The 22577-nt window shown below is 39.3% G+C and carries 24 protein-coding genes; 11 read left to right on the top strand and 13 right to left on the bottom strand.

The window, feature by feature from the left end:
- Positions 1 to 33 precede the first annotated feature (33 nt).
- Positions 34 to 2433, bottom strand: coding sequence for a glycoside hydrolase family 31 protein (locus CJ263_RS14955; RefSeq protein ID WP_094998022.1), 2400 nt, complete (start codon positions 2431 to 2433; stop codon positions 34 to 36).
- Positions 2434 to 2531: 98 nt separating this feature from the next.
- On the bottom strand, positions 2532 to 4430 hold the full coding sequence (gene glgB / locus CJ263_RS14950; protein ID WP_094998021.1) for a 1,4-alpha-glucan branching protein GlgB: 1899 nt from the start codon (positions 4428 to 4430) through the stop codon (positions 2532 to 2534).
- Positions 4431 to 4591: 161 nt separating this feature from the next.
- Here glgB and CJ263_RS14945 point away from each other — a divergent pair, with 161 nt between their 5' ends.
- The 4 genes from CJ263_RS14945 to CJ263_RS14930 all read left to right on the top strand — a co-directional run bounded on the left by CJ263_RS14945 (position 4592) and on the right by CJ263_RS14930 (position 7701).
- Complete coding sequence (locus CJ263_RS14945; protein WP_094998020.1) at positions 4592 to 5161, top strand: collagen-like triple helix repeat-containing protein; 570 nt, start codon at positions 4592 to 4594, stop codon at positions 5159 to 5161.
- Positions 5162 to 5306: 145 nt separating this feature from the next.
- On the top strand, positions 5307 to 5804 hold the full coding sequence (gene msrB / locus CJ263_RS14940; RefSeq protein ID WP_094998019.1) for a peptide-methionine (R)-S-oxide reductase MsrB: 498 nt from the start codon (positions 5307 to 5309) through the stop codon (positions 5802 to 5804).
- Positions 5805 to 5970: 166 nt separating this feature from the next.
- Positions 5971 to 7362: a dihydrolipoyl dehydrogenase gene (gene lpdA / locus CJ263_RS14935; RefSeq protein ID WP_094998018.1), complete on the top strand. Its 1392-nt coding sequence runs from the start codon at positions 5971 to 5973 to the stop codon at positions 7360 to 7362.
- Between the two features lie 66 nt (positions 7363 to 7428).
- Positions 7429 to 7701 carry a DUF3817 domain-containing protein gene (locus tag CJ263_RS14930; RefSeq protein WP_094998017.1) on the top strand — a complete coding sequence of 91 codons (273 nt, stop codon included), beginning with the start codon at positions 7429 to 7431 and terminating at the stop codon, positions 7699 to 7701.
- Here CJ263_RS14930 and CJ263_RS14925 read toward each other — a convergent pair.
- The 4 genes from CJ263_RS14925 to CJ263_RS14910 all read right to left on the bottom strand — a co-directional run bounded on the left by CJ263_RS14925 (position 7693) and on the right by CJ263_RS14910 (position 10712).
- Positions 7693 to 8874, bottom strand: a complete 1182-nt coding sequence (locus CJ263_RS14925) for a PQQ-dependent sugar dehydrogenase (protein ID WP_094998016.1) — start codon at positions 8872 to 8874, stop codon at positions 7693 to 7695. The two genes, CJ263_RS14930 and CJ263_RS14925, sit on opposite strands and share 9 nt — an antisense overlap.
- A 64-nt stretch (positions 8875 to 8938) precedes the next feature.
- Positions 8939 to 9352 (bottom strand): type II 3-dehydroquinate dehydratase, encoded by a 414-nt coding sequence (locus CJ263_RS14920; protein ID WP_094998015.1) that lies wholly within the window; start codon positions 9350 to 9352, stop codon positions 8939 to 8941.
- Between the two features lie 78 nt (positions 9353 to 9430).
- Positions 9431 to 9949 (bottom strand): hypothetical protein, encoded by a 519-nt coding sequence (locus CJ263_RS14915; protein WP_094998014.1) that lies wholly within the window; start codon positions 9947 to 9949, stop codon positions 9431 to 9433.
- A 202-nt stretch (positions 9950 to 10151) separates the two neighbouring features.
- The gene (locus CJ263_RS14910; RefSeq protein WP_094998013.1) at positions 10152 to 10712 is read right to left on the bottom strand and encodes a porin family protein; all 561 of its coding nucleotides are present in this window, start codon (positions 10710 to 10712) and stop codon (positions 10152 to 10154) included.
- Positions 10713 to 10840: 128 nt separating this feature from the next.
- Between CJ263_RS14910 and xerD the strand changes: the two genes are divergently transcribed.
- Positions 10841 to 11737 (top strand): site-specific tyrosine recombinase XerD, encoded by an 897-nt coding sequence (xerD, locus tag CJ263_RS14905; RefSeq protein ID WP_094998012.1) that lies wholly within the window; start codon positions 10841 to 10843, stop codon positions 11735 to 11737.
- On the opposite strand, the gene CJ263_RS14900 is transcribed toward xerD, so the two are convergent.
- Entirely contained in the window at positions 11738 to 12256 is a 519-nt protein-coding gene (locus CJ263_RS14900) for a hypothetical protein (protein ID WP_094998011.1), read from the bottom strand.
- An 86-nt stretch (positions 12257 to 12342) separates the two neighbouring features.
- Positions 12343 to 13635, bottom strand: a complete 1293-nt coding sequence (locus CJ263_RS14895) for an NAD(P)/FAD-dependent oxidoreductase (RefSeq protein WP_094998010.1) — start codon at positions 13633 to 13635, stop codon at positions 12343 to 12345.
- A gap of 102 nt (positions 13636 to 13737) precedes the next feature.
- Here CJ263_RS14895 and CJ263_RS14890 point away from each other — a divergent pair, with 102 nt between their 5' ends.
- The 3 genes from CJ263_RS14890 (at position 13738) to CJ263_RS14880 (ending at position 16437) form a co-directional block, all read left to right on the top strand.
- The gene (locus tag CJ263_RS14890) at positions 13738 to 15165 is read left to right on the top strand and encodes an amidohydrolase (RefSeq protein WP_094998009.1); all 1428 of its coding nucleotides are present in this window, start codon (positions 13738 to 13740) and stop codon (positions 15163 to 15165) included.
- A gap of 123 nt (positions 15166 to 15288) precedes the next feature.
- Positions 15289 to 15783 (top strand): RNA polymerase sigma factor, encoded by a 495-nt coding sequence (locus tag CJ263_RS14885; protein ID WP_094998008.1) that lies wholly within the window; start codon positions 15289 to 15291, stop codon positions 15781 to 15783.
- A gap of 3 nt (positions 15784 to 15786) precedes the next feature.
- Positions 15787 to 16437: a hypothetical protein gene (locus CJ263_RS14880; protein WP_094998007.1), complete on the top strand. Its 651-nt coding sequence runs from the start codon at positions 15787 to 15789 to the stop codon at positions 16435 to 16437.
- A gap of 1 nt (position 16438) precedes the next feature.
- Here the strand turns inward: CJ263_RS14880 and CJ263_RS14875 are convergent, their stop codons facing one another.
- Both CJ263_RS14875 and CJ263_RS14870 read right to left on the bottom strand, forming a co-directional pair.
- Positions 16439 to 17245 carry a lysophospholipid acyltransferase family protein gene (locus CJ263_RS14875; protein WP_094998006.1) on the bottom strand — a complete coding sequence of 269 codons (807 nt, stop codon included), beginning with the start codon at positions 17243 to 17245 and terminating at the stop codon, positions 16439 to 16441.
- 24 nt (positions 17246 to 17269) lie between these two features.
- Positions 17270 to 17911 (bottom strand): NUDIX hydrolase, encoded by a 642-nt coding sequence (locus CJ263_RS14870; RefSeq protein ID WP_094998005.1) that lies wholly within the window; start codon positions 17909 to 17911, stop codon positions 17270 to 17272.
- On the opposite strand from CJ263_RS14870, the gene CJ263_RS14865 reads away from it, so the two are divergent.
- On the top strand, positions 17910 to 18626 hold the full coding sequence (locus CJ263_RS14865) for a peptidylprolyl isomerase (protein ID WP_094998004.1): 717 nt from the start codon (positions 17910 to 17912) through the stop codon (positions 18624 to 18626). The two genes, CJ263_RS14870 and CJ263_RS14865, sit on opposite strands and share 2 nt — an antisense overlap.
- A 4-nt stretch (positions 18627 to 18630) precedes the next feature.
- On the opposite strand, the gene CJ263_RS14860 is transcribed toward CJ263_RS14865, so the two are convergent.
- From CJ263_RS14860 to CJ263_RS14850, 3 genes are read right to left on the bottom strand one after another with little or no spacing between them, the layout of a single operon-like run.
- A complete protein-coding gene (locus CJ263_RS14860) occupies positions 18631 to 19236 on the bottom strand; it encodes a trimeric intracellular cation channel family protein (RefSeq protein ID WP_094998003.1) in 606 nt (201 codons plus the stop codon).
- 12 nt (positions 19237 to 19248) lie between these two features.
- Positions 19249 to 19977 carry a hypothetical protein gene (locus tag CJ263_RS14855; protein WP_094998002.1) on the bottom strand — a complete coding sequence of 243 codons (729 nt, stop codon included), beginning with the start codon at positions 19975 to 19977 and terminating at the stop codon, positions 19249 to 19251.
- A 9-nt stretch (positions 19978 to 19986) separates the two neighbouring features.
- Entirely contained in the window at positions 19987 to 20703 is a 717-nt protein-coding gene (locus tag CJ263_RS14850; protein ID WP_094998001.1) for an RDD family protein, read from the bottom strand.
- Between the two features lie 32 nt (positions 20704 to 20735).
- On the opposite strand from CJ263_RS14850, the gene CJ263_RS14845 reads away from it, so the two are divergent.
- Both CJ263_RS14845 and CJ263_RS14840 read left to right on the top strand, forming a co-directional pair.
- Complete coding sequence (locus CJ263_RS14845) at positions 20736 to 21698, top strand: stage II sporulation protein M (RefSeq protein WP_094998000.1); 963 nt, start codon at positions 20736 to 20738, stop codon at positions 21696 to 21698.
- Entirely contained in the window at positions 21695 to 22576 is an 882-nt protein-coding gene (locus CJ263_RS14840; RefSeq protein ID WP_094997999.1) for a hypothetical protein, read from the top strand. The genes CJ263_RS14845 and CJ263_RS14840 overlap by 4 nt, the downstream gene beginning before the upstream one ends.
- Position 22577 lies beyond the last annotated feature (1 nt).

Genomic DNA, 22577 nt, shown 5'->3' with positions numbered 1-22577 from the left:
TGTTTTACTCTATCATCGAAAATTACAAAATTTTTATTTTGAGGTTATGTGCAAAAGCGTAAAGTTTTTGTCTATCAACATTGAATTCTCCTTGATTGAATCCATTGACTTCAAATCTACTTCCTCATTATCCACATGAACCTTTCCAATCTTAAACGGTAATCCATAAAAGTTGAATTTTAGTTTTTCATAACTAGTTACAAAGCTACCATCCTTGAATTGCTGTATGGTCAAGGATTTCTCCTTTCCTGTCAATTTAAAATTTCGAAGCGAATACCTGCCCTTTTTATAGTCGAAACCATCCTGTGCATCCTCATATACCTCCGATGTCTCAATACCCAACTTAAAATAGGTATCCAATATGAGTTCCTTTATCACCATTTGCCCTACATACTGTTGTACGGGATATTTTGGTATGACCGAACCTGCTTTTACATAAATGGGTATTTTATCCAACTCAGCGGTTACCCAACGTTCCTTACCTCCATTCAGAGTTTCCTGAGTCCAAAAATCATACCACTTCCCTTTTGGGAAATACATTCTCCTACCTTGGGCATTTGGTTCTTGTATGGGACACACCAATATTTGATTTCCAAAAATAAACTCGTCCGTTCTAAAATGCGTTTGGGTATCCTCCTGATCATAATAGACAAGTGGCTTCAACATAGGAACATGATCCTTGCTGTACTTATAGAACATGGTATATAGGTAGGGCAATAACTGATAGCGTATTTCCACGAATTTTCTAACGATATCCGTAATATCCGACCCAAATGACCAAGGTTCTTGATCTCCATGGTCGCCACTGGAATGAACCCTACAGAACGGATGGAACACACCCAGTTGAATCCATCTTGCAAAAAGTTCGCCGTTGGGTTGCTCTGCAAACCCCCCTATATCCGACCCCACGAAGGAATAACCACTCATACACATTCGTTGCACTTGAACGTTGGCAATCCATAGATGCTCCCAAGTGGCAACATTATCCCCCGTCCATGTGGAAGAATATCTTTGGGTCCCTGCAAATGCAGCTCGAGTAATTACAAAAGGTCTTTTAGGATATACATACTTCTTAACACCTTCATAAGTCGCACGAACCATTTGCATGCCATAGACGTTGTGGGCCTTTCTGTGGGTACAGGGATGTCCGTCGTAATTGTGTCTCGTATCCAGAGGAGCTGTTTTGCTAGGCACCTCCATAACGGCAGGCTCGTTCATGTCGTTCCAAACAGCATGTACACCGATGTCCGACATAAATTCCTTGTATAGCTCCGCCCACCATTCGCGTACCTCGGGATTTGTAAAATCAGGAAAATTACATTCTCCCGGCCAAACTTTCCCGTGCATCAATGGACCATCCCCACGTTTACAAAAGTAGTCGTTCTCCAAAGCCTCCTTATAAATCCAGTAATCCCTATCAATTTTGATACCCGGGTCGATCATTACCACCGTCTTGAAGCCATCCTCCTCTAATTCGGAGATCATTTTTTTTGGATTAGGAAAATGGTTTTTATCCCAAGTAAAACAGCGGAAACCATCCATATAATCAATATCCAGATAAATGGCATCACATGGTATTTTATTTTCCCTGAATAGCGCTGTAATTTCTTTAACATTACTCTCTGGATAATAGCTCCATTTGGATTGATGAAAGCCCAATGCCCAAAGAGGTGGAAGTTCCGGGGTACCCGTTAAATTGGAATAAGCCGACACAACTGTAGACATATCCGGACCATAGAAAAAGTAATAGTTCATTTCTCCACCATCCGCCCAGAAACTTGTAACGTTCCTGCGCTCATGGGCAAAATCGAAATGGGTCTTAAAACTATTGTCAAAGAAAATGCCATAGGCTTTTCCTTTATTTAGTCCTATAAAAAAAGGAATCGCCTTATAAAGTGGATCTTGGTCCTTACCATAGGCATAGGAATCCGTTACCCAATTCTCGACCCTTTTACCCTTTAAATTGCTATGTGTGGATTTGTCTCCCATACCATAGAAACTCTCACCAGTCTGAGTCATTTTACTCATTTTAACCGTATTACCACCATACTCATAATTTTCCTCCCAATGGAAGCCCGCCTCGTCCTCGTTGATAATATTGCCTTCCAGATCGGAAATCTGGGTGCGCAGGGTCATTTTATCTACCAAAAGTTGTAATCTGGCCGTTTTAATGAGATATTCAGTTTCGTTCTCGGTTACGTCCAGTATACTATACCCCAAGGATGCCTCCTCGTCAATGGCATAAGAAAAATCCGGTTCAAAGACATAGTTAGTGGCATACCTAAAACGAATTACACTTCCTCGTAGAATGGTAACCTGTAGAATTACACCGTTTTCCGAAGTAAAATATAGTTTATCGTTGTCTTGTTTGAATTCGACAATGTGATTGGGATACAAATTTCCTTTATATTCCAGCTCCGTATTTGTAATCATATCATTTTGGTTATTGATATCCGCAAAAGAAGAACAATAAAGGATAATTATAAAACATTATCCTAAAATAAACTTATATGGCAAGTGCCAATTTTTTGCTACTTGATAATGACCACCCCTAAAGGTGGAATGGTTATCTCGATGGATTTTTTATGCCCGTGCCAAGGTTTGGTAGAACTCTTTATATTTGGATTTGTTCTACCCGTTCCACCATATCTAACATCATCACTATTTAAAACTTCCTTTAATTTCCCTTTTTTTGGTATCCCTATTCTGTAGTTCTCCCTAACCACCGGAGTGAAGTTACAAGCAACTATAACGTCGTTCTTGGTATCATGACCTTTTCTTATGTAGGTAAGTACAGAATTTTCATGGTCGCCATAGTCAATCCATTGGAAACCTTCCGGGCTAAATTGCTTTTCATACAGGGCGGGAGAATTCTTGTACAATGCATTCAAATCCTTTACAAATTGCTGCACTCCTGTATGTACCTCATATTGCAGGAGATGCCAATCCAAACTATTTTGAAAATTCCATTCAGAGGTTTGGCCAAATTCCCCTCCCATGAACATTAATTTGGTGCCTGGGTGGGTAAACATATAACCAAATAACAACCTCAGGTTCGCAAACCGTTGCCATTCGTCACCCGGCATCCGGTACACCAAGGATTGCTTGCCATATACTACCTCATCATGGGAAAACGGCAACATGAAATTCTCGGTAAACGCATAGGTCATACTAAATGTCAAATCGTTTTGATGGTGTTTTCTGTAAATAGGCTCTTTCTTAAAATATTCCAAGGTATCGTGCATCCATCCCATCATCCATTTCATGCCAAACCCCAAACCTCCGTATTCAACGGGTCTGGAGACACCGGAAAATGCAGTGGACTCTTCGGCAATGGTCTGTACCGCTCCATTAAAACTAGCGTTGACCTCTTGGTTCAGTTCCCTTATAAAGGACATGGCCTCCAGGTTCTCGTTATTACCGTACATATTAGGCTCCCATTCGCCATCTTCCCTAGAGTAATCCAAGTACAACATAGAAGCGACAGCGTCTACCCTTAATCCATCTGCATGGAACTGTTCCAGCCAAAAAAGTGCATTACTGATTAAAAAAGCCCTTACTTCGTTTCTACCGTAATTGAATATCAAGCTTTTCCAATCTGGATGATATCCTTTTCTCCTATCAGGATGTTCGTATAAATGTGACCCATCAAAAAAACCGAGACCGTGGGCATCCTCTGGAAAATGGGATGGCACCCAATCCAAAATGACCCCAATGTCGTTCTGATGAAATGTATCCACCAATAATTTAAATTCCTCTGGTGTTCCAAAACGGGATGTTGGTGCAAAATAGCCTGTTAATTGATATCCCCAAGAAGGATCATAGGGGTATTCCATAATAGGCATAAACTCTACATGGGTGTATCCCATTTCTTTCACATAGGAGACCAGTTCATCTGCCAATTCCTTGTAAGTTAGAACGTTGTTTCCAGGGTTTCTTTTCCATGAGCCTATATGAACCTCATAAACTGAATAAGGCCTATCCAAACCATTCTTATCCTTTCTGTAATCCATCCAATCGGTATCCTTCCACTCATAGTCGGCAGACCATACAACAGAAGCCGTTTTGGGAGGATGCTCGCACAAGCGTGCAAAGGGATCGGCCTTTTCCGTCCAAATATCATTATTATGGGATTGTATTTTATACTTATATTTTTCGCCCTTGCCTATTTGTGGAATAAAGCCTTCCCAAATTCCACTGGCGTCCCATCTTACATTTAACTTGTGGTCATTAGAATTCCAACCATTAAAATCGCCGACAACCGATACGGATTTAGCCGATGGTGCCCATACCGCAAAATAGGTCCCTTTTTTTCCGTCCACTTCAATGATATGGGAACCCAATTTATCATATAAACGATAATGTTTGCCACCTTTAAAAAGATCGATATCAAAATCCGTGAATAATGAATGAGGAATAACTTTAGACATATTTAGTTTTTGGTAACCGTAAATCTAAACAACTTTAAGGGAACAACCGCCCAAAATCAATTTCAGATTTTTAGGATATATTTCCTAAAATACTAAAATTGGAACGCTTTTTGAATAACTTGATTAAAATTAATTGTGATAAACCATAAAATCTTTATATCATGAAAAAAATATCTATTCTTTTAATAAGTTTTGTTATGGCCATCTTTTTTATATCCTGTGAAGGCCCACAGGGACCTCCAGGTTTTGACGGTTTGGATGGACGGGATGGTATCGATGGTGAGGACGGTGTTAACATATTGGGTAAAGTCGTTGATATTCAGGGAACATTTGATGCAGGAAATGATTATTCCATATTTTATGAATTTCCCCAAACCATTGAAGTTTTTGAAACCGATGTCGTTTTGGTATATCTCTTATGGGACCAGACAGAAGATGGTAATGGCGATCCTGTAGATATTTGGAGGTTGATGCCTCAAACTAGAATCATAGACCAAGGACTTCTTCAATACAATTTTGATTATACCTTTTTTGATGTAAGCATTTTCTTGGAGGCAGATTTTGATATGGGCACCCTACTTCCTGCGGACACAGACGACCAAGTATTCAGAATTGCCATATTACCTGCAGAGGAAGCACAAACCGGCAAATTGGATGTAACAAACATAAATTCGGTAATGAACAGACTTGGGGTTACGGAGAATGATGTACAAAAAGTGATCTTAAAGTAATTTTACATTGATAAAAATGTACAAACCCCGATTAATCGGGGTTTTTTATTTAAATCCATTTAGAAAACCTTAACTAAAAGTTCTACGTATCTAAGTTAAATTTGAAAGGTTTCCAAACATTTAACGACACATCAAAAAAACACTCATGAAAATTTCTGTTCTAATAATAGTTTTGACACTTTTTGTCAGTTGTAAAGGTGTTTCCCAAGAAAAAGAAATGGCTTCCGGCCAAAATAATGATAATCCCAAGGAATTCGAAGTTCAAAAAACAGAGGCGGAATGGAAAGCGGAACTGACCGATGCCGAATTCTATGTCCTTAGAAAAGCCGCTACCGAAAATCCTTTTACCAGTGAACTTTTGGACAATAAGAAAAAAGGAACCTACGTCTGTGCGGCATGTGGAACCCCACTTTTTAAAAGTGAGACCAAATTTGATTCAGGGACAGGATGGCCAAGTTTCTATCAGGAAATTGAAGGAAATGTTGGCTACGACGTGGATTACAAAATTGGCTACAAAAGAACAGAAGAACATTGTGCTACCTGTGGTGGGCATTTAGGTCACGTTTTTGAGGATGGTCCTGCACCTACCGGTTTAAGGCATTGCATCAACGGAGTAGCTTTGGATTTTGTAGAAGATAAGTAGTTTGGAACAGCAAATCATTTCCTTAATTATATTGGATTCGATATTACTTACACACTATTATTCTCACAATAGCTCCTAATTTTATAAAACTTATCTGCCTCGGATAAATTTCCGATTTGGTTTTGTATTTTTGCCCCTCGAATTTCAACCACAAAAAGAATTAAATATGAGCACTTTCGATGTTATTGTTTTGGGTAGTGGACCTGGAGGTTATGTTACTGCTATTAGAGCTTCTCAGTTAGGTTTTAAAACCGCTATAATTGAAAAGGAGAGTTTAGGTGGTGTCTGCCTTAATTGGGGATGTATCCCAACCAAAGCATTGTTAAAGTCCGCCCAGGTATTCGAGTATTTACAACATGCAGGGGATTATGGTTTAATGGCCGAAGGTGTGGACAAGGATTTTAGTGCCGTTGTTGAAAGAAGTAGAAATGTGGCCGACGGCATGAGCAAAGGTGTTCAATTCTTGATGAAAAAAAACAAGATTGAGGTCATAAAGGGCTACGGAACCTTAAAATCCGGAAAGAAAATTTCTGTAAAAGGGGAAGACGGCAAGGAAACGGAGTATAGTGGAGAGCATATTATTATTGCGACCGGTGCCCGAAGCAGGGAATTACCAAGTCTACCCCAGGACGGTAAAAAAATAATTGGTTACAGGGAAGCCATGACACTTCCGGAGCAACCTAAAAAAATGATTGTAGTAGGCAGTGGTGCCATAGGTATTGAATTTGCCTATTTCTATAATTCTATGGGTACTGAGGTAACCGTAGTGGAATATTTGCCCAACATCGTTCCCGTAGAAGATGAGGATGTATCCAAGCAATTGGAGCGCAGCTTTAAAAAGGCGGGAGTTAAAATTATGACGTCCGCAGAAGTAACCTCAGTAGATACTTCCGGTGAGGGTGTAAAGGCCACTGTAAAAACTGCTAAAGGAGAACAGGTCTTGGAAGCTGATATTGTTTTATCCGCCGTTGGTATAAAGACCAATATTGAAAATATAGGTCTTGAGGATGTTGGTATTGCTACCGATAGGGACAAGATTTTGGTGAACGATTACTATCAAACAAATATTCCTGGATACTATGCTATTGGGGACGTGACTCCTGGTCAAGCATTGGCCCATGTGGCATCTGCTGAAGGTATTCTTTGCGTGGAAAAAATAGCCGGCATGCATGTTGAGCCATTGGATTACGGAAATATTCCAGGATGTACTTATTGTTCCCCAGAGATTGCTTCAGTCGGCCTCACAGAGAAACAAGCAAAAGAAAAAGGTTTGGACATTAAAGTTGGTAAATTTCCTTTTTCCGCTAGTGGAAAAGCAAAGGCATCCGGTGCTTCAGATGGTTTTGTGAAAGTAATTTTTGATGCTAAATACGGTGAATGGTTAGGTTGCCACATGATTGGTGCCGGGGTTACCGATATGATTGCAGAGGCCGTTGTAGCAAGAAAGCTTGAAACTACAGGTCATGAAGTGCTTAAAGCGGTACACCCGCATCCAACGATGAGCGAGGCAGTAATGGAAGCCGTTGCAGATGCTTACGACGAAGTAATTCACCTATAAAAGATTTAATAAATCAACTGGGCAAAGCAGTCAATAACCTGCTTTGCCCTTACTTTATAACGATACATGCTAAAAGCCTTTAGAGTAACCGCAATTTTAGAAGGGATATCCTATTTAGCATTATTTGGGGTTACCATGCCGCTAAAATATTGGGCGGAAATTCCGGAACCCAACAAATGGGTGGGCTATGCCCACGGGTTTTTATTCATCGCTTTTATTCTCTTGGCTATCATAGTGTGCTACCAGAAAAAATGGGGTTTTAAGCGTTTGGCCATTTTTGGAGTAGCGTCCCTTCTTCCCTTTGCCACCTTTTACATAGAAGAAAAATACTTAAGGTAGATTTCCTTCCTGCATTACCAATTTGTAGATTTTACCATCAAAACTGCAGATGTAGATTTCGTTGTCCTGATCGGTTCCAAAAGAGGATATATTCAAACCTGTTTCGAACAACAATTTGCTAGTGACCGCAGTACCAGACACATTATCCAAGGCCCATATCCTACCGGAGATAAAATCCCCAAAAATATAATAACCGTTGAGTTCCGGGATTAAGCTACCCCTGTAAACATATCCCCCAGTAACCGATTTATCATTATTGCCATGACCATACTCAAAAACCGGAGCTATGGTCCCATTGTCATCACAATCTTGGGCATTATAACATGAAGTACCTTCCAGGATGTTCCAACCATAATTACCACCCGATGCTATGATATTAACTTCTTCCTTTTCGCCTTGACCTACATCACCGGTCCACAAATTCCCGTTTTGGGAATCAAAAGAAAACCTCCAGGGATTTCTTAGTCCATAGGCATAGATTTCCGGTCTGGCATTATCCATTTCCACAAAGGGGTTGTCATTTGGAATGGCATAATTCAAACCAGTTTCGGTATTATTTACATCCACTCGCAATATAGCTCCTAATAAGTTCTCAAGATTTTGGGCATTGCCGTCAGGATCACCACCTGATCCACCATCGCCCATAGCAATATATAGGTAGCCGTCCGGACCAAAGGCCAATTGTCCTCCATTATGATTCGTGTACGGCTGTGGAACACGCAATAAAACCAATTCACTATTTGGGTCGGCAACATTACTCTCGCCATCCATTGTTTTAAAACGGGAGATTACACTAAGGTCATTCGTTGGAGTATAACAAACAAAAAAATAACCATTTTCATCAAAATCTGGGTGAAATGCCAGACCCAATAATCCTAGTTCATCGGAACTTGCAACGTTTCCACTAATATCCAGGAAAGTACTGGATTCTGAGACGTCACTATTGTTTTCAAAAACCTTAATGGCCCCACCCTGCTCTACTACAAAAATCCGGTTAGTACCGTCACTGGGACTTTGCAAGTCCAAGGGTCGGGAAAAGGTTAGGTTGGGAAAGGCGTTTATGACCTCAATACTATCGTCCGTAATTGGTTTTAGATTTATATCATCAGAATTACTACAGGACGAAAAAAACAATATTAAAACAAGGAATAAAATTGAAATGGGTTTGTTCATAGCATAAAATTTTATTTATCTACGAAAAACAAGGGGCTCTTGGATCTATCCGAATAATTTCCTTTTATAAAAAACTGCGGATAGCCAAGTCGTAACTCTGTAATCCAAAACCAAGGATTACCCCTTTTGCACCAGGAGAAATGTAGGACACATGCCGATAATCCTCTCGGCCAAATGTATTGGAAATATGAACTTCAACAACTGGGGTGTTTATCGCCTTCACGGCGTCTCCCAATCCGACCGAGGTATGGGTATAGGCGGCTGCATTTAATACGATACCATCGTACTCAAAACCCACCTCCTGTAGTTTGGTAATTAGTTCACCTTCGATATTGGATTGAAAATATTCCAGTTCCACATCTTTAAATCGAAATTGAAGTTCTGAAAAGTAGTCCCCAAAGGTTTTGTGACCGTATACTTCCGGTTCCCTTTTTCCCAAAAGGTTTAGATTGGGCCCGTTGATTATGATGATTTTCATGAACTAAAAGTACTAATTATTTGCACAAAAAAAGTGGTATCCATGGATACCACCTTAACATTATTATTTGGAATCTTTCTAGAACAGAAACAAATATCCCAATAGAACACTACCAAAAGTTATGTCATCATTAACGGCCATATAGGAAATATTCAATTCTGAAGAACCTCCGCTTAAATCGATACCTATGGACGGCCTATAATACAATCCACCTTTATTGCCTTCATTTATGCCGATTGCATAGCCTACATCCCCTCCAAATTTAAACCCTGAAGTAGGATAGATTCGTACCGAGGCCCCTACAGGGATAAACTGTATATTATCAAATTCCGTTTCTACCGAAACACTCCCGGAAGAAATGGTCTGTTTTTCTCCAAAGGCATTCATAAAGCCCGTAGTAAGACCCAAATCTATTTCCTTGGAAATACCCCAATGGTGATAGATATCCAAACCTAAATTTAAACTATAAGCCTCGGAATAGTCGCCTACTACAATACCTCCGACCAATCCGGCCCTGAAATTTGTACGGTCTACATATTGAGAAGTACCATAGAACCCTATTCCAACAATAAATAAAAATGTCACTAAACTTTTCATGGTTGTTGTTTATTACACAGTAAACATAATGTGATTTTAACAACTGGCTAATTTTAAGTTGTAACCTATTGATTATTGGTTGTAAAAAATAGGATACTTAAGGTTATATGGTAGTCCACCTATGAATAAATTAACCTATTTCCCTTTTTTAAAACAAAAAAGGCGAAAGAGTTTCTTTCGCCCTTTAAGATCTATTAAGTTCTTATAGAAAGTAGATGGCCGAAACGGAGAATACCCTGTTTTTGGAATTCACATCTTCAATTACGTTTATAAAACCAGCAGAGTATCTTGCCTGAAAATAAAAATTTTCATCCAATCTATATCCCGCTCCAATACCCAAACCTAGGTCAACCCCATTGGTAGCATCGAAACTTGCACCTGTACCGGAAATATTACGGTCTACATTATTTGACAACAATAAGCCTATATAAGGCCCGGCCTCAACATAAAGTTCATCCCAGACATTATACTTGGCCATTACCGGAACGTTCAAATACCAAAAATTCAAATCATCCTGAAAAAACCCTCCACTACCTTGATATGAAATTAAAGCCTCTGGCTGAATAATAAGTTCTTCACTGAAGGGTATTTCCAAAACTCCCCCAACATGAAAACCTGCTTTTGCGTCATAACTTAAATTAGCATCTCCACCCAAAGACGACACGTTAAATCCTGCTTTAGCTCCAAAGCGCATATCGTCCTGAGCTATTATTGAATAACATCCCATAATCACTAAGGACACCATCAGTACTACTTTTTTCATTTTTATAATGTTTAAGATTGATTTTTCAAAGATAAGAATCTTTCATATTCCCTATTAATTCAAAAAAAATCAAATAATCTCCATAGAAAACAAACCCTAGGATAATAGGATAAAATGTATCTTTAAATATGAAATGGGAACATGCCTTAAGGGACTATGAACATTATTTAAAATTAGAACGTGGGTTGGCCAAAAATTCCATAAACAATTACAAATGGGATGTTGAAAAATTGATAAACTACCTTTCCAACCATCAAATAGAAGACTCTCCCGTAAATATTTCCAAAGAAATAGTTCAACAATTTATATATGAGGTTGCGAAAGTCGTAAACCCCCGTTCACAAGCTAGAATAATATCAGGGCTAAAAAGTTTTTTTAATTATCTGGTTTTTGAGGATTACAGAGCCGATAATCCATTGGACTTAATCGAAGCTCCAAAAATTGGGCGCAAACTACCCGATACGCTTTCCGAGGAAGACATAAACAAACTAATCGAAAATATAGACTTAAGCAAACCGGAAGGTGAACGCAATAGGGCTATGTTGGAAACCTTATATGGTTGTGGACTGCGTGTATCAGAACTTATTGGTTTAAAGCTATCCGACCTCTTTTTTGATGAAGATTTCATTAAAGTAACCGGGAAGGGAGACAAACAAAGGTTTGTTCCTATCAGTGAGGTAAATAAAAAGTACATAAACATCTACAGAAAGGAAATACGAGTACACCAGAACATTCAAAAAGGCTTTGAGGACACTCTTTTTCTAAACAGAAGGGGTAGGCAATTAACAAGGGCCATGGTGTTTACCATTGTTAAAAACCTTGGTGACAAAATAGGCCTGAAGAAAAATATTAGTCCGCATACGTTCCGCCATTCCTTTGCAACCCATTTATTGGAAAATGGTGCCGATCTTAGGGCTATCCAACAAATGCTGGGACATGAGAGCATTACCACAACAGAGGTCTATATGCACGTTGACAGAACCCATCTGGCAGAAGTTCTGAATAAATTCCATCCAAGAAAATAATCAAAATTTGATTTTCCCCTTAAGCGTATATACTTGGGGCATGGGTATTAAGGGTTCCCCATAGGCTCCTATGGGAGCGTTATTTATTTGGAAATTACTCTGGGCCTCCATGGTAAAGTTTTTATTGACTTCATACCCAAAACCAGAAATAATACCGATCCTTGGCTGCGTAGGTTTCATAATTTTCAAATCTGGATATTTATGGGTTCCGATATCATGCTCAATACCTGAAAATAAATACCAATTATCGTCCAAGTATTTTTTTAACTGAATATTGGTTCTGATACGGTCGGATAAAATATAGGTATCATAAAAAGTATTGAGCTCTGCCCTTATGGTATTTGTAATGGGATATTTCAAATGAAAGGAACTGTGCTGTTCTCCTCCAAAGAAAATAGGATACCCAAAAGATTCCAGTTGTAGGCCTTCATTTGGTCTAGGTTCCCCTCCCAATCCAGTATTTTGAGAAAATGCCGTAGCGTATAGGAAAAAAAGTATGCATGTGTAACGTAGCTCCATAAGCCTATACCTTTTCTATAAAGAAAAGATAAAATGATATTCCATGGTCTATGCTTATGAAAAATTTAACGAAGGATATCGCCGAATCAATCCCTAAACTGATCGTAATTCCTTTTAAAAGGTCTGATAATCAGACGCGCCTCGCGATCAAATCGGATATAATTGTAGACCCAATTCACAAATACCACTACCCTATTTCTAAAGCCTATCAAAAAGAAAAGATGAATGAACATCCATACAAACCAAGCAAACACACCTTGAAAACGTATATTTTTTAAATCGCAAACGGCTTTATTTCTTCCAACTGTGGCCATACTGCCTTTATCCTTATAAATAAAAGGTTCAAGGGGTTTTCCATTAACCAACCTTATTAAGTTGTCCCCTAATTTACGTCCCTGTTGCATGGCCGGCTGTGCCATCATGGGGTGACCTCTGGGCGCATCTTTACTTTGCATACAGGCAATATCGCCAATGGCAAAAATCTCTGGAAAACCAATTACTTGGTTGAATTCGTTTACGGACAGCCTATTGCCCCCTGCAATTAGCTCTTTGGCATCCAATCCTTTAATGGTGGCCCCCTTAACACCGGCCGCCCAAATAAGTGTAGCAGTCTCAAAAGTCAAATCGGTCTGGGTTCGTACCGTTTTGCCATCATAACCTGTTACCCTTACATTTTTCCAGACCTGCACACCTAAATCCTCTAAAAATTTTTCAGCTTTTTCAGACGCTTGTTCGCTCATGGCATCCAAAAGTCTGTCCCTACCCTGTACAATATTTATTTGTGCCCTTCGCGTATCCAGATCGGGATAGTCTTTAGGTAATATACCTTTTTTAATTTCGGCCAAAGCCCCCGCCAATTCCACTCCAGTAGGTCCGCCCCCAACAATTACAAAGTTCATCAGGGCATCCCGTTCATGATATTCATCTGTCAACAATGCCTGCTCAAAATTCTCCAAAATAAGACTTCTAAGATTAAGGGATTGGGGAATGGACTTCATGGCCATGGCATGTTTTTCCAATTCGGTATTACCAAAGAAATTGGTCTCTGACCCCGTGGCTATCACCAAATAATCGTAAGAAAGCTCTCCAATGGAAGTTTGGAGCTGCTTCTTTTCGGGCATAATTTCAGTTACTTCGGCAAGTCTAAAAAAGAAATTTTTGTACCCTATCAGCACCTTGCGCAATGGATATGCAATGGAGTCAGGTTCCAATCCGCCTGTAGATACCTGATATAGCAATGGTTGAAACGTATGATAATTGTTTTTATCCAAAAGTACCACCTGTACTTCTTGCTTTCTTAATTTTTGAGCCAATGAAATTCCGCCGAAACCCCCACCAATGATAACAATTCTGGGATTATTGGACCTAGGTATGTTCATAAATATAAAAGTAAGCTGTAAAATTAAACAAACAGACTTCTTTCGGAAAAGAATATACCGTTTTTAGTAAATTTAAGGGCTAATTCAATAAAACATTCTAAAATGCGAAAATTCCCTTTATTGCTCATAAGTCTTTGTGCCTCTGCACTTACCTTGAGCGCCCAAAAAACAAAAAAAGACGTTTTAAAATCCTTGGATGCCAAAAGTGAAATGTACAGTGATATTTCGCAACAAATTTGGAATTTAGCCGAGATGGGCTACCAAGAACAAAAAAGTTCTGCCCTCTTGCAAAAAACCTTAGCAGACGCCGGATTTACAATTAAAAAAGGAGTTGCAGGTATTCCCACGGCCTTTATAGCAGAATACGGTAGCGGAAGCCCAGTAGTGGCTATTATGGGAGAGTACGATGCACTACCCGGACTTTCGCAAGAAGCGGTAGCGGAGAAAAAATCGGCCGGTGGTGCAGCTGGGCATGCCTGTGGACACCATTTGTTCGGTACAGCGTCTACGGCCGCGGCCATTGCCACAAAAGAATGGATGGACGCCAATAAAAAACAAGGTACAATTAGGTTCTACGGTACACCTGCCGAGGAAGGTGGCTCAGGAAAAGTGTATATGGTAAGGGAAGGTGTTTTTGATGATGTCGATATCGCCTTGCACTGGCATCCTGGTGCGCAAAATGCCGCAAATGCCGGAGCAGCCCTTGCAAACAAATCGGCTAAATTTAGATTTCATGGTTTTTCCGCTCATGCGGCTGCTGCACCAGAACAAGGTCGGTCTGCTTTAGACGGAGTAGAGGCTATGGATATGATGGTAAACATGATGCGGGAACATGTACCATCGGATGCACGAATACATTATGTTATAACTTCCGGAGGTAAAGCGCCTAACGTGGTACCCGATTTTGCAGAAGTTTATTATTATGCCCGTCATGCGAAAAGAGATGTGGTCATAGACATTTTTGATAGAATCGTAAAGGCTGCGGAAGGGGCCGCTATGGGCACTGGTACTACGGTAGACTACGAAATGATCGGAGGTACTCACGAGCTGCTACCAAACTTAACCTTACAGAAAGTGATGTATGACAATCTAACCGAAGTGGGCGGTTTTGACTACACATCCGAAGAGAAAGAATTTGCCGATAAAATTGCCAAGTCCTTAGGGAAGGAAAAAGCGGATCTCAGTATCACAAAAAACATCCAGCCCTACAAAACAGAAGGTAAACCAGGAGGTTCAACAGATGTTGGAGATGTTAGTTTTACAGTACCAACCGTGGGCATGAGTGCTGCCACTTGGGTACCGGGCACGCCTGCTCACAGTTGGCAAGCGGTAGCCGCCGGAGGCACTTCCATTGGTAAAAAAGGTATGATGGTCGCTGCCAAAACTTTAACCTTAACCGCAATTGACGTATTCTCGGATAAAAAATTGGTGGAAAACGCTAAAAAGGAGTTCAATGAGAAACGAGGTGCCGATTTTGAATATATTCCACTTCTTGGAGATAGGGAGCCAGCTTTGGATTATCGAAACTAATAGTACTAAACTAAAAAAAGTGCACGAACCATTTACGTGCACTTTTTTTATTTCATTTATTTAATTCTTTTGTAACAAAAGTGAATTCAGAGCTACTAATAACCTAACAACAACCAACCATTAGTGGATAAAGAACTGGAACATAGTTTTGTGACAGAGCTGCAGGACAATCAAAATATTGTCCACAAAGTATGTACGTTATATACAAATGATAAGGAGTCTCACAACGACCTGTTTCAGGAAATAACTATTCAATTATGGAAGGCCTACCCCAAGTTTAGGGGAGAAGCCAAGTTCAGTACTTGGATGTATAGAGTAGCACTAAATACTGCGATTACCCTTTATAGAAAATCCAAAAGAAGAATAGACACGCAGGATTATGAGTCGGTTATTTTTAAAATAAAGGCCGATGAATATGATGAAACGGAGGAACAACAATTAAAATTGATGTACAAAGCCGTGAGGCAATTGGGTGATATTGACAAGGCGCTGGTATTTATGTACCTCGAAGACAAAAACTATACGGAAATCGCAGAAACATTGGGTATTACAGAGGTAAATGCCCGTGTGAAAATGAACCGTATAAAAACAAAATTAAGAACCATTTTGAACCCCTAGGTTATGACGGATGAGTTGGACTTATTAAAAAGGGATTGGCAGAAAAAGGAAGTGGACCTGCCCAAGCTTTCCTATTCGGATATTCATAAAATGATTTGGAAGAAATCTTCTTCTATCGTTAAGTGGATTTTGACCATAAGTATTTTGGAATTCCTCCTTCCGCAATTACTTTATCTGGTCCCTTCGATGCAGGACGGGCTAGCCTTTTACGAAAACATAGGTGTGTCCAACTATCTATTGATAGCTTCAATCATCACCTATATCATAGCCATCTATTTTATCGTTCAATTTTATAAAAGGTATAAGGAAATTTCCGTTCTGGAAGATGCCAGAAGTCTCATGAAAAAAATTATCAAGACCAGAAGAACCGTTAAACACTGGATAATTTTTTCCCTCTGCAGTATGATGGTCAGCATTTTCATCATGGTTATCGGCGTTTTTCTGAGTGATAACATTGCCGAAGCGTTTCCTCATTTAAGGGAAGGATTACAAAAGATTTCACCCGAAAAGTTGAGGATGACACTAATGCTCAGTATTGGTGGTTTTGGAACCTTTCTGGTGATTTTTATGGGTGGTGTATACTTTCTCCTTTATGGTCTACTTTTAAGGAAATTGCACAAAAATTATAGGGAGTTAAAACAACTGGAATTTTAAATCAACTTGTTTTCCAACGTCTTTGTTGGTTTTCTTCCTCGTATGCTAATAGTTCCTCTTTGGAAATCACCTTCAAGAAAGAAGGATGCTGCTCAATGGCGTATTCCAGTTTTTCTATAATGGACTCGGTAGATTCATTATCATAATCGATTTCCAAAGGTTCTTTTATGACCATGGATTGTAAAATCCCTTTCTTTTTGACCCGTAGTCCCTTTTTATCAAAAGATCTTCTAAATCCATCGATTACGACTGGAACCACAACAGGTTTATACTTTTTAATAATATGGGCCGTACCTTTTCTGAGTGGTTTCCAAGGTGTGGTAGTACCTTGGGGAAAGGTAATGACCCAACCATCATTTAAAGCCTTACCGATGTTGGAAATATCGCTCATTTTCACTTGTCGGTTTACCTCCTTGCCCTCGGAACGCCAAGTTCTTTCTACGCTTATGGAACCAGCATAAGCCAAGACTTTTGTGAGCAAACTCTTTTTCATGGTTTCCGCAGCCGCTATATAATACATGTTCAATTTGGGCTGCCAGATATATCCTAAATTCTTTATGGAATCCTCCCTACCGCTCAAACTAGCATTAAATACATGGAACATGGCCACAACATCGGCAAAATAGGTTTGATGGTTACTCACAAAAAGTACATTGACATCGGGCAAACTACGAATTACTTCAGAACCCTCTATTTCCAATTTATTAAACCGCTTATACCTTTGATGAGACACAACAGCCAATATTCGAATTAGCCATTTTTTCAAAAAAAGGTTATGCCCAAAAGGGTTTTTCTTAAACAATCCCATAGTTGCTAAAATAGTAAATACTGTTTACAACACTTGTTTTAAAAGATCTTTAATCTCGCTCAACATCATTGCTGTGGCACCCCAGATAATATAATCATTTAATTTAAAGGCCGGTACGGAAATTTCCCTGGCATACGATGTATTTAATTTTTTGGTCGTTAAATTAATATCTTCTAGAAAATCGACCAAAGGAATCTCCAGAATACGGGCTACTTCTGATTCCTGTAGCTTAAAGGGTTTAGGCTTTCTATACAAACCGACAAAAGGCTTGACCTCAAAATTACTCGGAGGAATATATACCTCTGAAATAGTCCGTACAACTTCAACATCTTTGGGGTTCACGCCAACTTCCTCATAGGTTTCCCTTAACGCGGTAATTTTTAAGTTTCCATCTTCTTTTTCGGCCTTTCCACCTGGGAATGCCACTTGATTGGAATGTACACCTTCGTACGTTTTGCGTAAAATACACAAAAGCCGGGTCCTATGGTCCAACCCAGGATAAAACAAGGCCATCACAGCCGCCTTTCTTGGATTCTTCTTTATAATTTTACCTTCCTTCCATTCCCTTATACGGACCTCAGGAGCCATTTTGTAATGGGAAATTTCGCCCGGAAGCGGTAAATCCTTTATTTTTGAAATCCGTTGCTCAAAAAAGTTGAAATCCATGCGTTTAAAGACTTTCTACTATTTTTTTATATTCCTTACGGTTCCATTTGTAGGTTGCAAAGATAAGCCCCAAAAGGCTGAAACCCCATCCAAAACTGAAATAAAAGAAACCGCATCTGACTCAGTCGCAATCCAGGAAAAAGAGAAAAAGGAAGAGGAAGAGTTTGAACTCACCGAGGAGAATGCCATCGATTTTTTCTTCGACTATCAAAAAGACCTCAAAGCCAATAAGGTAAAAATGACCACAAGGTTTGGCAGCTTTGTTATTCAACTCTATGACGATGTTCCCTATCACAAGGCTAATTTCATTTATCTGACCAGAAAGGGATATTTTGACAATACCCAATTCCATAGGGTGGTCAAGGATTTTATCATTCAGGGGGGTAGTTCGGACGACAAAAGAACGGCCGACAAAAGATGGGACATTGGTAGGTATCTACTCCCTCCAGACACCAAAAAAGGTTACAGCCACCACAGGGGCACCGTTTCCATGCCCAGTAGCGAAATGGACAATCCCCACAAACTGGCTTCCCCCTATGAATTCTTTATTGTGGTCACCGATCCGGGCTCCTATCATTTGGACGGGGATTTTACTCCCTTTGGGAAAGTTATCGAGGGGATGGACGTTGTGGACGAAATCAATGCCCAACCCGTTGGCAAGGGCGACTGGCCACAGCAAAATATCTATATTACCAAGGCAGAGGTTATTGAATAGTACCTTATTTGGAGTATATGTTGGGCAAGGCTATTTTAAATTTTACCGCCAAAAGTCGCATAACTATTATGCAAAGAATACCTGTGATATAGGCAATTGTTGGGTTGATGGGAAACTGTAACATTAAAAAATAGATTCCGCCCCCAAGTATACACACCGTCGCATAGATTTCCCTTCTAAAGATTACCGGAATTTCGTTACAGAGAATATCCCTAATTACCCCTCCAAAACAAGCGGTCATGGTTCCCAAGGCAATGCACATAATTGGTAACAGACCGGTATCCAATCCCTTTTGTATTCCAATCATCGTATATAGGCCTATGCCAATGGTGTCAAACAGAAAAAGCGATTTCCTAAAGTTCTTTAATCTATCAACAAAAAGAATGGATATTACAACGGTTATTACAATAACAACCACGTAGTTCGGCTGTGTCATCCAACCCACAGGAGTACTCCCAATAAGGACATCACGCAATGTTCCTCCGCCTACCGCAGTTACAAAGGCAATAATGAAAACGCCAAATACATCCAGTCGTTTATCCATGGCCACCAATACACCCGAAATGGCAAAGGCGATGGTTCCTAGAACATCTATTAGGTTGTAGAGCATGTGTTTTCGCCTTTATGAATAATTATTTTTATGATGTTGTAATATTTCAATGAATTGAAGCTGGGTAATATTTAATTCTGAAACATTGATTTTTTTTAACCCTGATGAAATAGTTACTATTAAGACTTCTTTATCTGAGGATCTATCTCCTTTACCATTGACTATTCCATAATCCATAATATCCGTCCAATAAATAAAATCACCACAGTTGTCAATTCCTTTTTGGTTAATCCTGATTAAAGTAGGGTATTTATGGAAATAGCCTTTATAGACAAAGTAAAATGAACCGATAAATATTACTAACATCGCAACAACATTCATCGAAGACAAGTCCCAAGGGAAATCATTCTTGAAATTACCCCACACTAAAACCAAAATAACTATCCATAAAATTACTATCAAAGACTTATCTTTATTATTGTCCTTTTTAATTTCAAATTCATAGGTTCTTTCAGGGTTAGCGAATTTTTTAAATAAAACTTTAGGAACTCTTTTAAACTCTAATTCTGAAAGGACTCCTTTCAAACCAGATTTAGGATATTGCTCTTGTATTTCCTTATCATACCTATTTTTCAGATTAGCTAATTCCTTTTTATCAAGTTCGTATGTTGGATAATTGTTTTCAAAATCTGGTGCTTGATTATTAAGATCACATACAATTCCCTTCTCTAAACTTAGCCTTCTATTAATACAAATTCTACAAAAGGATAGATGGAATTTTCTTTGATTAGAGATTAACATTCGAGATTTTTATAACTGTTGCGTATAATAGCTGTAATCCTTAATGACGATATCCACAAATTCAATGGGCTGCATATCACTGGTGATTTCGGTAACCTCTTTAATTCGGTTGTTCAAAGAAAGGATCACCCGATGATTTCCGTTTCTCCTGGCATTATCGAACAAATTTTTAATGGTCTGCATTTCACCGTCCTTAAAAACGGTCACTTGGGGAAATTTGGGAGTGTAATCCGATGGAAGTTCACGAAGTAGCGTATCCCTCAAAAATACCTTTCTTTTCTCGCTGATTACAGTAGTACCGGCAGCTATATCCCCCACTCGTTGTCCCTTTCCCCGAATCAATATGGTAAAAACGGCTATACCACCAGATGTTAAGGTAATATCCAGAATTCTTAAGATCCATCGAATAAAATAACTTGAAAAACTAGGTTTGGTACCATCCAATTTTACAACCCTGATCTGCAAAAAGTTCTTCCCGATAGTTTTACCGTCCATAAAGGTTTCCAGGAGTAGATAATACAAAAAAGCGGGCAACCCAAGTAACATATAAATGGCCCATTGATCTCCCGGTTCCACATCCAAAGCCAATAAAAGCCAAATCATAAGTAGGTAATAAATAACGATTATCAGTGTATCTATGATGTAAGCCAACATACGGTCACCAAGGTGCGCCGTGTTTTGGGCGATGCTTATATTTTGAGCAGTTTCTATTTGAAATTGTTCCATTCTTTTGTTTCTTTGGTGTAAACCAGTAGTTAATGCGCGAAGCCGCCTTTGTAAAGCAAAATAAGGACAAATGGTCAACTTTTGAAAGCGCCTTGGCCAACAAAACGAATCTGGACCCCAATGTATTGTCCGATTTATATATTGAAATTACAGACCACCTAAGCTACGCCAAAACCTTTTATCCGGCGAGCAACACGGAGTTTTATCTTAACTCCTTGGCATCACAGGCACATCAGAAAATTTATAGGACCAAAAAGGAATCAAAAAACCGAATTATCTCCTTTTGGAAGACTGAGTTCCCATTGATGTTCAAACATCACCACAGAGAGCTATTAATTGCTTTTTTGGTTTTCGTTTTCTTTTCATTTGTGGGGGCCTATTCAGCGGCCAATGAGGGTGATTTTGTACGTTCCATCCTAGGAGACGGCTATGTGAACATGACCCTTGAAAACATCGAAAAAGGAGACCCCATGGCGGTTTACAAACAAATGGGCGAGTTCAACATGTTTTTGGGAATCACCATTAACAATATTAGGGTTGCATTAATGGCCTTTGTTTACGGAATTATGCTCGGCGTTGGGACCTTGGTCGTAATGCTCCAGAATGGAATTATGCTGGGAAGTTTTCAATATTTCTTCTATGAACAAGGACTTTTATGGGAATCTGTTCGTACCATCTGGATTCATGGTACCATTGAGATTTCGGTAATCATCATCGATGGCTGCGCTGGACTGGTCTTGGCCAACGGCATGTTGTTTCCAGGGACCTATACCCGTTTGGAATCGTTTAAGAGAGGGGTCAAAAATGGCCTTAAAATAATGGTAAGCACCCTACCCTTTTTTGTAGTGGCCGGATTTTTGGAAGGATTTGTAACTAGGCATACCGAAATGCCCGATTGGCTTGCCATCATTATTATTTTGGGCTCGCTGGCACTAATTCTTTTTTACTACGTTATATATCCATACCAAATCCATAAAAAAATAGAAACTGAATGAATCCAAATTATATCGAGTTTAAAAAACAGCGGGAGCTGGGTGAAATTCTTACGGACACTTTTGCCTTTATTCGTAAGGAGTTCAAACCCTTTTTTAGTACTTTCTTTAAGATAGTTGGTCCTTTTTTGGCGGTTATGATCGTAGCTCTTGTGGCCTACTTATATTTTATTGGAAATAGTTTCAATTTTTTAGTGCAAACCGATAATGGGGCTGCTAGCTTTGCAACCATTTTCGTTGTCGGGCTTGCCTATGTTTTATCCGCAGTTGCGGTCTATACGATGTCGCAATCCACGGTACTGCATTACATAAAATCCTATAATTCTGGAAAAGGACAAACCGATTTTGACACTATCAAACAGGAAGTTTACGCCAGTTTTTGGAGTTTCATAGGTCTAGGTATCATCGTTGGACTCTCGGTAGGGGTCGGCTTTCTATTCTGTTTGATTCCCGGTATTTATCTATACGTTCCTTTAGTACTATCCTTCAGTATTATGGTCTTTGACAAAATAGGTCCATCAGATGCATATACCAATAGTTTTAGTTTGGTGAAGGACGAGTGGTGGATCACTTTTGCCACCTTATTGGTCATGGGGATAATCCTTTACATTGCAGCTTTGGCATTTTCCGTTCCAACGGTTATCTACCAGTGGCTGAAAATGGGTATTTTTACTGGGGAAATGGATGCGGAAAATGTATTTGAAATGACTTCTGACCCTATTTATATCCTATTCAATGTCATAAGTACCATAGCCCAGTTTTTATTGAACCTTATCAGCATCATAGCTACTGCATTGATTTATTTCAATTTGAACGAAAAAAAGAATTTTACGGGTACCCTTGAACGCATTGAGAACCTTGGCAAAACAACTGAAGATTAAG

The organism is Maribacter cobaltidurans, from assembly GCF_002269385.1.
Lineage (GTDB): Bacteria > Bacteroidota > Bacteroidia > Flavobacteriales > Flavobacteriaceae > Maribacter > Maribacter cobaltidurans.
Note: the sequence above shows the minus strand (reverse complement) of the source record. Positions and strands in the feature narration are given on the sequence as shown.